This is a genomic window from Edaphobacter sp. HDX4, from assembly GCF_036877565.1.
Classification (GTDB): domain Bacteria; phylum Acidobacteriota; class Terriglobia; order Terriglobales; family Acidobacteriaceae; genus Edaphobacter.
In genome coordinates, this window is sequence record NZ_JAEDXW010000004.1 from 255,819 (window position 1) to 267,590 (window position 11,772).

The following is an 11,772-nucleotide window of genomic DNA, read 5'->3' on the forward strand; positions in this document are numbered from 1 at the left end:
GCCCGCGCCGCTGCGAGTCCTCTCCTCAAGTAAGATGGTCTGCGATGAACCGCAGACAGTTTCTCCAGACCCTCAGCGCTGTCACTGCCACAGGTTTGCTCGGCGCGGCAAAGCCTGCCTCTCATCCCAACATCATCTTTATCTACGCCGACGATCTCGGTTATGGCGATGTGAGCTGCTACGGCGCGACCTCGGTCCACACGCCTAACATCGACTCGCTTGCGGCCCAGGGGCTGCGGTTCACTGACGCCCACGCGACATCGGCCACATGCACTCCCTCGCGATACTCCGTGATGACCGGGCAATACGCCTGGCGGAAGAAGGGCACCGGAGTTCTTCCGGGCGATGCATCTCTCGTCATCGACACTCACCAGCTCACACTGCCGTCCCTCCTCAAGCGAGCGGGATACACCACAGGCATCGTCGGTAAGTGGCATCTTGGGCTGGGCAGCGGAGAGATCGACTGGAATGGGGAGATCAAGCCCGGCCCGATGGAGCTGGGGTTCGATTATTCCTTCATCATTCCTGCGACCCCCGATCGCGTTCCATGCGTCTTCGTGGAGAATCATCGCGTGGTCAATCTGAATCCCAACGATCCGATCCACGTCAGCTATAAAGCCCCTTTTCCAGGCGAATTAACCGGAAAGGATCATCCCGAGCTGCTGAAGATGAAGCCCAGCCATGGACACAATATGGCTATCGTCGACGGAGTGAGTCGCATCGGCTACATGGAGGGCGGAAAGTCCGCCCTATGGGTCGACGAAGATATCGCCGACACGCTCAGCTCAAAGGCTGTCCGCTTTATCGAAGAAAACAGTCATCGTCCCTTCTTCCTCTACTATCCCGCGCATGACATCCACGTCCCTCGCCTGCCGAACCCTCGCTTCGCCGGCAAGACAAGCATGGGTCCCCGCGGCGATGCGATTGCCGAGCTTGACTGGTGCGTCGGCCGAATTCTTCAAACTCTGGAAAAGCAGGGCCTCGCTCAAAACACCTTGCTCATCCTTTCGAGCGATAACGGCCCCGTGGTCGATGACGGCTACCACGACGACGCAGTCGAGAGACTTGGCGCACATAAACCGGCCGGCATCTATCGTGGAGGCAAATACAGCAACTTCGATGGCGGGACACGCGTGCCCTTTATTGCGAAATGGCCAAACCACATCAAACCGGGAACAACTTCAGACGCGCTTGTCGATCAGATTGATCTGATGGCATCCTTTGCGTCGCTGGTGGGCCAGCCCCTGCGTCGAGAGGATGGACCAGACAGTCTCGATCTCTTGCCCGCACTGATCGGCCGCTCTCCCAAGGGAAGGCAGTCCCTTGTTGAAGAAGCCGGGTCACTGGCGCTTGTCGACGATAAGTGGAAGCTTATCCGTGGCAACCATAAACCTGCCTACGATCCCAACACCCGGACAGAGCTGGGAAATTCGCCCGAACCGCAGCTTTATGATCGAACGAATGATCCTGCCGAGCGCCATAATGTTGCTGCGACGCACCCGGATCTGGTCCAACGCATGCTGGACCAGATCAATCATATTGAATCAGCAGGGCGAAGCCGTCCGTAGATCTTCTCCCTCGCCCGATATTCGGCAATAACCTGTCGCAGCCGAACGCCGAAATTTGTCCGTTCAGTAGCGCCTTGGCGCCATTCCGTGCAAGGACACGCTCTTCGTCACAAAACCCCGTGTTCTACGGCCGCTTTGCCTCCAAACGTATTCAAAAACCTGTCACAATGAGACAGAGTTGTCCTTCCTGTTCCTCTACCCTGCCCACGACGGCAGAAGGAGATTCGCCTCATGGCCGCCCCCAGCAGTTACGAAGCTCTACTTCCCCAGCAGCTCGGGCTCCAGGTCTTTATCGCTCCTCCCCATCACCCGACACCGCTGCACGAGATCGTCGCCGCGCTCCGCACCATCTCCGCGCTGGATGGCCTCGCGGAAGACGAATATCGCTGGCTCGCCACTCACGGCACCGAACGCGTGGGGGATGACGGGGCCATGGTCTTTGCAGAGGGCAGCCCCTGTGACCGGATGGTCTTCATCCTTAAGGGCGAGGTACACGTCCGCCGCCACAACGCAGGTCCCATGGCGTTCTGGATTGGCCGGGCCGGTCAGATGACGGGCAAGCTCCCTTTCTCACGTATGAAGGTATACGGAGGAGAGGGCTATCTCGTAGGCTCAGGCTGGTCGCTCGATATTCACGAAGATCTGTTTCCGGAGATGCTGGCCGCTATTCCGTCGATGACGCAACGCTGCGTCTCGACCATGATGGATCGCGTACGCGAGGTGACGCGCATGGAGCAGCAGGCTGAAAAGCTGGCTGCTCTCGGCAAGCTCGCAGCGAATCTCGCTCACGAGCTCAACAACCCTGCCTCGGCGGCGCAACGTTCTGCCTCCAGCCTCTTCTCCGAGCTCCGCCAGTACGGCGACCAGAAGTATCGTCTCGGCAACCTTTGTCTGTCCGATGCGCTCACCTCGCAGTATCGCTCCTGGGTTGCACGCACCCGGTCTAGGCTGGCTGAGCAGGAGGCTCTCAACGGCCCTCCTGATGCGCTTGCAACCAGCGACCGCGAGGTCGATCTCTTGCGCTGGCTCGAAGAACACAAGATACCCAATCCCTGGGCGATTGCACCTGCCCTGGCTGAGACCGGCATCGCTGCGACTCAGCTGGATGAGCTTGCCGGTCTTGCCACCTCCGAGGCATTGCCGGTAGCGGTTGCCACCTTCGCCAGCTCGCTCCGTGTCGAGAAGATGGCCGAGACCGTCGTCAACTCGACGGTCAGGATCTTCGACTTGATCCGCGCCATCAAGGACTACTCCTACATGGATCAGGCGCCCATCCAGGACGTCGACATCGCGCAGTCTCTGGGGAATACCCTGGCGATGTTCAAATCGCGTCTGCAGCAAGTCACCGTCATCACGGACTTCGATCCCGCGCTTCCTCCGGTCGCCGGGTACGGACGGGAGCTGAACCAGGTGTGGACCGCACTCATCGAGAACGCGCTCGATGCTATGAAGGATCAGGGCACGCTGCGAGTCTGTGCCAGGGTACAGGGCGGAATGGCCGTCATCGAGGTCTGGGATACAGGGACGGGAATCGATCCTGAGCTCAAGAGCCGCATCTTCGAGCCCTTCTACACCACCAAGGCTCCGGGTCGCGGTCTTGGACTGGGTCTTGATACCGCGCAGCGCATCCTGCAACGCCACTCTGGCTATATCCAGGTTGAGTCTCGTCCAGGATCCACCTGTTTCCAGGTTCGCCTTCCACTGGAGCAGGCACAGGCCTACTAGATAGCCATGGGGTCCCGCACTAGGTTTGTGCGGGACTGCCCGTCGCTGCAACTACATCGCGTCCAATCTGCTCGACGGTCTTCACAAGCAGCTCGAAGTCCTCACGGCGCGAACGATGGTTGGAGATCGCCACGCGGATCGCAAACCGCCCATCCAGCACTGTGCTCGATGGCACGGCTACTCCGCTCTCCTGCAACTGCATCAGGATCTCTTTATTCTGCTCGTCGCTTGCCCCGGCATAGCGGAAGCAGACGATGTTCAGAGGTGCCTCCGCGGCAATCTCGAGCGAAGGAGACTTCTCCACCAGCGATACGAGATATCGAGCCTGTTCCACGTTCTGCTCTATCGCTGCAGTAATTGCATTCACGCCCTGCGATTTCATGCTCATCCACGCCTTCAATGCTCTGAAGCTTCGGGAGAGCTCGATCCCGCGATCCGCAAACTGCAGCCCCCCGGCAGCCGGGCCTCTCTCCATCGCGACCAGATAGCTGGCACCGCTGGCAAAAGCCGCCTTATGCGTCTCAGCGTCCCGGACCAGAACGCAGCCGATGTCATACGGCATGTAACCCCACTTGTGGAGATCGAACGCCAGTGAGTCCGCCCGCTCCATTCCCTTGAGCTGACCCCGCAACTCCTCCGACCAGTACGCCAGTGCTCCGAAGGCTCCATCCACGTGGAACCAGAGGTCTTCCTTCTCGCAAAGATCAGCGATGGCAGCCAGATCGTCAGTCGCTCCCGTATTCACGGTTCCCGCCGTAGCCACGACGCACACAGGCCGCATACCCGCTGCGCGATCTGCCGCGATTGCCTGCTGCAATTCGTCGATCCTGATGCGGTAATGGCGGTCGACTCCTACCGTGCAGAGAGCGACTCGGCCCATCCCCATCAGCTCCATCGCCTTCTTCAGCCAGCTGTGGGTCTCTCTGGAAGCGTATACGCGCAGCACCGGGCCGCCCTGCAAGCCCTGCGCCCGAACATCGAATCCCGCCTTCGCATGACGTCCTACGGCAAGCCCGATGAGGTTCGCCATCGTGCCCCCACTCATCAGCAGACCGCTCGCCTCTGGCGGAAAGCCCATCATCTCCGCCATCCAGCGGAGGACCTGTTCTTCCACTAAGGTTGCCGAATCATCGAATCCACCGACATTCGGATTCATCCCCGCGGCCAGCAGCTCCCCAAGCACACCTTCAGGAGTACCGTTGCCCATCACCCACCCCCAGAAACGTGGGTGCGTGTTTCCGATCCCGTAGGGAAGAATCCCGTTCACGAAACTCTCATAGGCAGCCGCAGCGCCTTCGCCCTCCCGCGGCAGAGGATCGTGCTCCATCGTTCTCCGGACAGGGTCAGGCATCCGTTGCCATACAGGCTGATCGCGTCTTCCCTGCAGATGATCGAAGATCTGGTCCATCATCCGGTGCCCCAGGGCACGCAGGCGGTCCCACTCCTGCTGGCTGCCAGGATCCAGCGTCTTTTCTTTCTCATCGGGATACACGTCGTCCCACCTCGCTGGACTTTGGCATTGTCCTGACAACTGGATCTACGACAGAAGGTGAGCCCTCGGCAACGAGAGAACCCTAAGCTCGCGAAGGAGCCCTCGGGAATCTGAGAAAAGAAGGCTTACTTCGTCACTTCGACGCCACGCCAGAAGGCGATGTGATGTTTTACATTGCGGGCCGCAGGCTTGGGATCCGGGTAATACCACGCTGCGTCCTGGTTCTCCTGCCCGTCGACCAGGATCGTGTAGTAGCGTGCCTGACCCTTCCAGGGACAGCTGGAGGTCGTAGAGCTTGGCCTCAGGAACTCTCGCTTAACCGTCTCTTCGGGAAAGTAAACGTTACCCTCAACCGTCTCATAGGTTTCGCTTTCGGCCAGAACCTGCCCATTCCAAACTGCCTTCGCCATAGTCTGCAACCCGTCTTTCCAATAATTTACAGCAAAGCCGCCCGGTATCCAGGCGGCGCACATAAAGTCAGTTTCCAGAGACTACTTTAGTAGTTGTAACAGAATCGGTGCAGAAAAGAAACGCTAGCTTGCGTCTACTCCTTCGTCAGGCCAAGCGATCTTTGGAATCCCTCATGCAGCTTGGCGGCCACGGGATATTTTCGAATCAACGCCGCCGTATGCCGCATAAACGGGTGACCCGACTGCTTCTCACTCTCAGCGTGGAAGTGGTGGAACTTCGCATAGATCAGGATGCCCTCGCCATTGGAATCGAGGAAGAGGTCGGGGTCCAGAGCCCCCCGAAGCACAAGCGAAGCTGCCATCTCCCAGTAGCCCACAACCTGCCTCCAGGCTGCATTGTGCTGCGAACCGACATCGCGCGATACCACCCGCAGCTCGTCGATCGTCTTCGGCTGGAAATCGAAGACCATAAAGCGCCGCGACTTCCGCAGCGTCTCTTCCCGCCTCATCTCGTACAGCTTCAGGATCAGTTCCCCGTCTGCAGCAGTTGCCATCTCTCTCCTCTTCCTGATGGAAGCCTTTCTCGCCTGCCTCAGGCAGCTTCGCCTTCCGGCTGAGCTGCCTGCTTTTCAAAGCTGCACGGCGGCACGGTGGAGGCCACTTCCTCCTCCGCTGCTCCCTTCTTCTTGCGACGCTTGGGTAGTGCATCCTGATTGTTCGGGCACACCCAGAACGTGCCTTTGTCATTCGTGACCTCAAGCAGGTATGCGCTGTCGCACTTCGGGCAGGTCTCGTTGATCAGCTTCTGGTTCGAGGCAAAGTCGCACTTGGGATAGTTGACGCAGCCGTAGAACACATCTCCCCGCTTCGTCTTTCTCGCCGCAATATCGCCGCCGCACTTCGGGCACTTAACATCCAGCAGGTCCTGCTTGATGTACTTGCACTTCGGATACCCGCTGCAGCTGATGAACTCGCCGTACTGGCCCTGCCGCAGAAGCAACGGCTTGCCGCACTTGGGGCAAGCCTCTTCCAGCTGCACCGGAGGCTTCTGCTGGACCTTCTGGTTGAGCTTGCGAATCGTCTTGCAGGGTGGGTCCTCGTTGTATCCGGGGCACGACATGAAGGGACCAAACGGCCCGTTCCGCAGCACCATCACCCGGCCGCAGTTATCGCAGAACTCCTCTTCCGCAACATCGTCGGCGCCCGGAGCGTTCAGGTCCGGCTTCGCCGCGTAGTTCTCCTTGGTGAAGTCGCAGCTGAAGGTCTCCACCACGACCTTCTTCCCCTTGCCCTGCGCCTCCTGGACGGCAGCCGTCAACTGCTTTGCATCGCCAGCCTCGCGACTGAAGTCCGTCACATCCTCTGTCATCGCCTTCACCGTCATCGGGAAGGTGAAGGCAGAGGTGATCTTCTTCACCACCGCCTTGGAATCTTTCTTCCACGGGCCCGCCGCCACAGTCATCGGCTTCGATTTGGTGAAGTTCGAGCAGGAGAAGAAGCTGCCAAACTTACCCCACTTCAGAATCAGAGGGGAGCCGCACTTCTCGCAGACCTCCTCGGTCGGGTGCTCCATCCTCTTGATATCTTCCATGTGCTTCTCAGCGACTTTGAGCTCCTTCTCAAAGTGGTCGTAGAAGCCGGTCAGCAGATCCGTCCAGCGCTCCTGCCCATCCTCGACCGCATCCAGCTCGCCTTCCAGCGTCGCCGTGTACTGAGTATCGAAGATATACGGGAAGTTCTTCACCAGCAGCTTGGTGACGACAATCCCGATCTCCGTCGGCACAAATCGCCCGGTGATCTTCTTAACGTAGTCGCGATCCTGGATGGTGTTGATGATCGAGGCGTACGTCGAAGGCCGGCCAATCCCCTTCTCTTCCAGCGTCTTCACCAGGCTCGCTTCGTTGTAGCGCGGCGGGGGCTGCGTAAACTTCTGTTGCGGATCCAGCTTCTCAAGCCGCAGAGTCTCGCCGGAGGCCAGCTCCGGCAGCCGTCGTTCGGACTCGTCCTCGCCCTCTGCTCCAGCAGGCTGATCCTGTGCGACCTTCTCCTCCTTCGCAACCTTCTCCTTCGCCAGATGCCGAGCCCGTTTCTCTTCCTCTTCGAACTTCAGATGGCCTTCGAACTTCAGCACACTCCCGGTCACCCTGAAGTCATAGGCCAGCTTTGCCTTCGCCTCAATCTCCACCGTCGTCTGGTCGAAGACGGCAGGAGTCATCTGGCTGGACACAAATCGCTGCCAGATCAGTTTGTACAAGCGATACTGCTCGTCTGAAAGATATCTGCGGATCGAATCTGGTGTGAACTTCACCGAGGTCGGTCGAATCGCTTCATGCGCATCCTGCGCCTGGGCCTGCTTCTTGCCCGCAAACTCATTCGGCTTGGCTGGCAGATAGCCCGCGCCCAGCTTGCCGATGAACTCTCGCGCCTCCGCGATCGCATCCGGGCTGACGCGGGTGGAATCGGTACGCATGTAGGTAATAAGACCGACCGTACCCTCCGAGCCCAGTTCCACACCCTCATACAGTCGTTGCGCCACGCCCATCGTCCGCCGCACGTTGAAGCCGAGACGTCCCGCTGCCTCCTGCTGCAGCTTGCTCGTCGTAAACGGAGCCTTGGGATTGTTCCTGCGCTCCTTCTTCTCGACCGACTTTACCGTCCACTTCGCGGCTCCCAGCTCACCGACCACTTCGTCGACTGCGTCACGATCCGGCAGTGCATTGGCGAGAAACTGTTCCTTCCCGTCCGCATCCACACCATTGGCCACCCGCGAAGGGACGCCGTTGACGCCGACAAATCGAGCCGTGAAGCCATGCTTTCCACCACCCGACAGAAGATCGGCATCGATCGTCCAATACTCCACCGGATTGAATTCGTTGATCTCCTGCTCGCGCTCCACAATCAGGCGCAGCGCCACTGTCTGAACGCGGCCCGCGCTCAGTCCGCGGCGAACCTTATCCCACAGCAGGGGCGAGATCTGATATCCCACCAGGCGATCCAGAACCCGGCGGGTCTGCTGCGCGTCCACAAGATTTTCATCGACGTCGCGCGCATTCTCAAAGGCCGCCCGAACCGCCTTCTGCGTAATCTCGTTGAAGGTCACCCTTCGGACCATCTTCTTGTCCCGGACCACTGGCATAAGCTGCATCGAAAGATGAGCCGCGATTGCCTCTCCCTCACGATCAGGGTCAGGCGCCAGGTAAACCGCATCGGCCTTCGCCGCCAGCTTCTTCAGGCGGTCGACGACCTTCTCCTTTCCAGGAGAGACGATCAGCGTCGGCTCGAAGGTCCTTCTCTTCAGCTCTACGCCGATGTCGTTTTTGGGCAGGTCCATAATGTGGCCCAGCGAGGCCTCCACCTGGTAGTCGCTGCCGAGATATTTATTGATCGTCTTCGCCTTCGCGGGCGACTCTACGATCACAAGTGACTTAGCCATCGATTCCCTTCATTTCCCCGGAACGTCGGCTCGAAGCTGAGCGTTCCATTCATCCTTCTCGATTCTTCCGAGGATTCCCTTGCGAACCTAACACGGTTCGCCGGTTCCGTCACCTTCGGCGATTCCCAACAGACGAAGGCAGTGCCGAAACGTTACCACCACCGGAGAGGTCCGTTTCATTCGGGCACCTCTTCCGGTACGGCACGCAAATAGATTCAAAGACAGAGACTTATCTCCACATCCGGAGAGTTTTCCACCGCTTCAGACGTTAACGCGCCTTCCGGATTACATCGTCCGAAGATAGTTTTTGCCCGGTAGCTGCCTTACTCGGCCTGCGAGCTCCAGCTCGAACAGTCCGGTAAAGATCTCCGCCGATCCAAGTTGACCCTCCATCTGCTCGATCAACTCGTCCAGCTGGGTGGTTTCGTCCTGCCTTAGCCGTTCGAGAATCATCCGTTCATGATCAGAGAGCCTCGTGTCGCTAAATAAGGATGCTGATCCGGCTTCTTTCGATTCAGACTTCCCGGAAGCGCCCATCTCCTCTTCAAGTTGCAGCCGTACCTCGGAGGGCAGGTCCTCCCAGACGTCCTCCCAGGTCGCTGTCAGCTTTGCCCCTTGCTTTATCAGCGTGTTAGGGCCCCAGGCGTTCTTGTTCGTCACGTTGCCTGGAACTGCATAGACGTCCCGATTCTGCTCCATGGCCAGTCTGGCCGTAATCCGTGTCCCGCTGTGCTCCGCAGCCTCGATGACCAGCACCCCTATGCTCAGACCGCTCAAAATGCGGTTGCGGACGGGGAAGTTCTGCGGCGCTGGGAACGTTCCCAGAGGGTACTCGCTCACGATCGCGCCTCCGCTCTCGATAATCTGCTCGGCCAGGCGCTTGTTCTCTTTGGGATAGATCACGTCGATTCCCGTACCCCAGACGGCAACCGTCTTCCCCCTCGCCTCGAGCGCTCCCTTGTGCGCCGCCGTATCCACTCCCCGAGCCATCCCGCTTAATATAGTCAGGCTTCTCGCTGCCAGGTCCCGCGACAGCATCTCGGCCATACCCGCTCCATACGGAGAAGGGTGACGAGTCCCTACGACCGCGATTCCCGGCCGCGACAGCAGGCTGGCATCCCCCCTGATCCACAACACCGCCGGGGGATCATAGATCTCGCGCAGCCGCTCCGGATATCCCTCTTCTGCCGGAGTAAGAATCGCAGCGCCATTATCCCTTACCCGGTTCCACTCGTCCTCCGCCGCTGCTCGCGCCTTACCGTCAAAGACGAACTGCGCCGACTGGGCGGGCATTCCCAGGCCCTCCAGCTCCGTAAGCGAAGCCGTAAAGAGCTGTCGAGGATCCTCCAGCTGCGTCATCACGCGCCAGGTCCGCGTCGCTCCCATCGCCGGAGTCAGAATCAGCCCAAGCCATGCCAGCTGCGACTCCGTCCCGGCAACATCAGCAGACCGGGGTGCCGGGTGCCCCAAATCTCGATTCTGAGATGAGGGATCCTTCTTCTCTTCCTGCGGGCCCAACTTCAAGATCGTTCTCTCCTCGACGCTATGCCTGCACGGCCTGGATCAGGCCGCGGATATATCCATAACAGTAAGCGAACGACTGCAGCCCGTGGGGGTCGCTCTCCGCGACGGGAACATGATCCGGCATCAGCATGTACGGATATCCGATCTCCCTGTACACGTGGATCGCCTTCCACATATCCACATCGCCTTCGTCCGGATACACCTCGACGAAGTCGTTTCGATGCCCCCGAATATTCCTGAAGTGTACGTTGAAGATCTTCTTCCGCGCTCCGAAGTAGCGAATCACATCGAAGATCTCCGTGCCGGGATCGGCCAGCATCTCCGACACCGTCCCCTGGCAGAAGTTCAGCCCGTGGTACTCACTCTCGCGAATCAATATGAACTTCTTCAGTCCATCTACCGTGCCCAGCACACGATCCACACCCTGGTATCCCTCCGGAGGTACGCCCGGATCCTGAGGGTGACATGCCATTCGAATCTTGTACTCATTCGCGACCGGGATGACCTTGTCGAGAAAGTACGTAATTCTCTCCCAGAACGCATCCGCGTCTACCTCTCCCGCAACCGTGAGCGGGGTCTTGGGATGCGCCTCCGCCAGCTTCCACTGGCTGTAGCTCGCGTCACCGCGGCCCTGCACTCTGCCTGAGCGGAGCACCCCGAGGAGGCTCATGTTGTACTTGATCGAAGGCAGCCCAACTTGCGCACAGTTGCGAATCAGCAGCTGCATCTGTTCAATATCCCGGTCGCGCTCAGGACTCTGCGCCAGCATGATCGCCGGGTGCTTGTCGCGATCGATATAGCTGGACTCGAGAATCGGCGGACCCACGCAGAGAATCTCAATCCCGTTCTTCTCCGCCAGATCGCGCATACGGCTCAGCTCGTCCACCGTCGAGGCGATTCGTCCCTCCGTCGTCTCCGGATAGCCGCAGATGTGCTTCACTCCGTATCGCGCCAGGTACTTCAGGTGTGCGTCCGTAGTCGGCGCACTCTGGCAACCCAGCTTCATCAGGGCCTTCGGAGCCTTCACTGACTTCGGAGATCCCGCAGCTTCCCCGGTCTTCGCACCGAGAACGACGGCCGCAGCGCTCGATGCAGAAAGAAACCTTCGCCGATCCATTGATTCCTCGCTTCCATGCTCGCGCCGTCGCTGATCGGGCAGTCCCCGGCCTTACTGTACAAGCTGCACCCCCACCGGCTGTTCGCGTCCGCAGAGAATCCTACATTCGGCGCCCTCCACCAGCAACCTCTACATCTCTTACTCGCAGAGCTTGCAATCCAGCTCCGTTCCCAATCTTGATCGCCGCCCCTCTTCCGTCGTCACCCACTCGCGCACCATCCATGGAGGATCGTGCCGCACATGCTGTCCATGCCCACATTCCAGCTCCGCCACCCAGTGGCTCTCATCATCCTTATGGAAGCCGATGATCGCACGCTGCATCCTGTCTCCTTCCAACGCATCTTTTACACTAGACCTTTGGGCACATCACTCCATCCCGTCCGCGTAGCCGCAATCAACTTCCTCAATTCGGCGCCTCTCATGTGGGACCTTGAGCACCCGCCGATCTCCGACGAGCTCGCTCAGCGTTATCAGCTCCACTACACGCTTCCGGCACTCTGTGC

The 11,772-nt window shown here is 59.3% G+C and carries 9 protein-coding genes; 2 read left to right on the plus strand and 7 right to left on the minus strand.

What is annotated here, in order from left to right:
• Positions 1 to 44: 44 nt before the first annotated feature.
• Positions 45 to 1,568, plus strand: coding sequence for a sulfatase-like hydrolase/transferase (locus JAO29_RS06590; RefSeq protein WP_334267396.1), 1,524 nt, complete (start codon positions 45 to 47; stop codon positions 1,566 to 1,568).
• Positions 1,569 to 1,799: 231 nt separating this feature from the next.
• Positions 1,800 to 3,293, plus strand: a complete 1,494-nt coding sequence (locus JAO29_RS06595) for an ATP-binding protein (RefSeq protein ID WP_334267397.1) — start codon at positions 1,800 to 1,802, stop codon at positions 3,291 to 3,293.
• A 19-nt stretch (positions 3,294 to 3,312) separates the two neighbouring features.
• Here JAO29_RS06595 and JAO29_RS06600 read toward each other — a convergent pair whose 3' ends face one another.
• From JAO29_RS06600 to JAO29_RS06630, 7 genes are all read right to left on the minus strand, one after another.
• On the minus strand, positions 3,313 to 4,785 hold the full coding sequence (locus JAO29_RS06600) for a pyridoxal phosphate-dependent decarboxylase family protein (protein WP_334267398.1): 1,473 nt from the start codon (positions 4,783 to 4,785) through the stop codon (positions 3,313 to 3,315).
• A 125-nt stretch (positions 4,786 to 4,910) separates the two neighbouring features.
• A complete protein-coding gene (locus JAO29_RS06605) occupies positions 4,911 to 5,195 on the minus strand; it encodes a DUF427 domain-containing protein (RefSeq protein WP_334267399.1) in 285 nt (94 codons plus the stop codon).
• A 134-nt stretch (positions 5,196 to 5,329) separates the two neighbouring features.
• Positions 5,330 to 5,749, minus strand: coding sequence for a DUF4760 domain-containing protein (locus JAO29_RS06610; protein WP_334267400.1), 420 nt, complete (start codon positions 5,747 to 5,749; stop codon positions 5,330 to 5,332).
• Positions 5,750 to 5,787: 38 nt separating this feature from the next.
• Positions 5,788 to 8,628: a type I DNA topoisomerase gene (topA, locus tag JAO29_RS06615; RefSeq protein ID WP_334267401.1), complete on the minus strand. Its 2,841-nt coding sequence runs from the start codon at positions 8,626 to 8,628 to the stop codon at positions 5,788 to 5,790.
• 285 nt (positions 8,629 to 8,913) lie between these two features.
• Positions 8,914 to 10,098, minus strand: coding sequence for a DNA-processing protein DprA (dprA, locus tag JAO29_RS06620; RefSeq protein WP_334267408.1), 1,185 nt, complete (start codon positions 10,096 to 10,098; stop codon positions 8,914 to 8,916).
• A 73-nt stretch (positions 10,099 to 10,171) separates the two neighbouring features.
• Positions 10,172 to 11,269, minus strand: a complete 1,098-nt coding sequence (locus tag JAO29_RS06625; protein WP_334267402.1) for a mannonate dehydratase — start codon at positions 11,267 to 11,269, stop codon at positions 10,172 to 10,174.
• A gap of 138 nt (positions 11,270 to 11,407) precedes the next feature.
• Positions 11,408 to 11,590: a DUF3565 domain-containing protein gene (locus JAO29_RS06630; RefSeq protein WP_334267403.1), complete on the minus strand. Its 183-nt coding sequence runs from the start codon at positions 11,588 to 11,590 to the stop codon at positions 11,408 to 11,410.
• Positions 11,591 to 11,772 lie beyond the last annotated feature (182 nt).

Coding starts and splice junctions, on each gene's coding strand:
- JAO29_RS06590 (WP_334267396.1), top strand. CDS start 45: ATGAACCGCAGACAGTTTCTCCAGACCCTCAGCGCTGTCACTGCCACA.
- JAO29_RS06595 (WP_334267397.1), top strand. CDS start 1,800: ATGGCCGCCCCCAGCAGTTACGAAGCTCTACTTCCCCAGCAGCTCGGG.
- JAO29_RS06605 (WP_334267399.1), bottom strand. CDS start 5,195: ATGGCGAAGGCAGTTTGGAATGGGCAGGTTCTGGCCGAAAGCGAAACC.
- JAO29_RS06610 (WP_334267400.1), bottom strand. CDS start 5,749: ATGGCAACTGCTGCAGACGGGGAACTGATCCTGAAGCTGTACGAGATG.
- topA (WP_334267401.1), bottom strand. CDS start 8,628: ATGGCTAAGTCACTTGTGATCGTAGAGTCGCCCGCGAAGGCGAAGACG.
- JAO29_RS06625 (WP_334267402.1), bottom strand. CDS start 11,269: ATGGATCGGCGAAGGTTTCTTTCTGCATCGAGCGCTGCGGCCGTCGTT.
- JAO29_RS06630 (WP_334267403.1), bottom strand. CDS start 11,590: ATGCAGCGTGCGATCATCGGCTTCCATAAGGATGATGAGAGCCACTGG.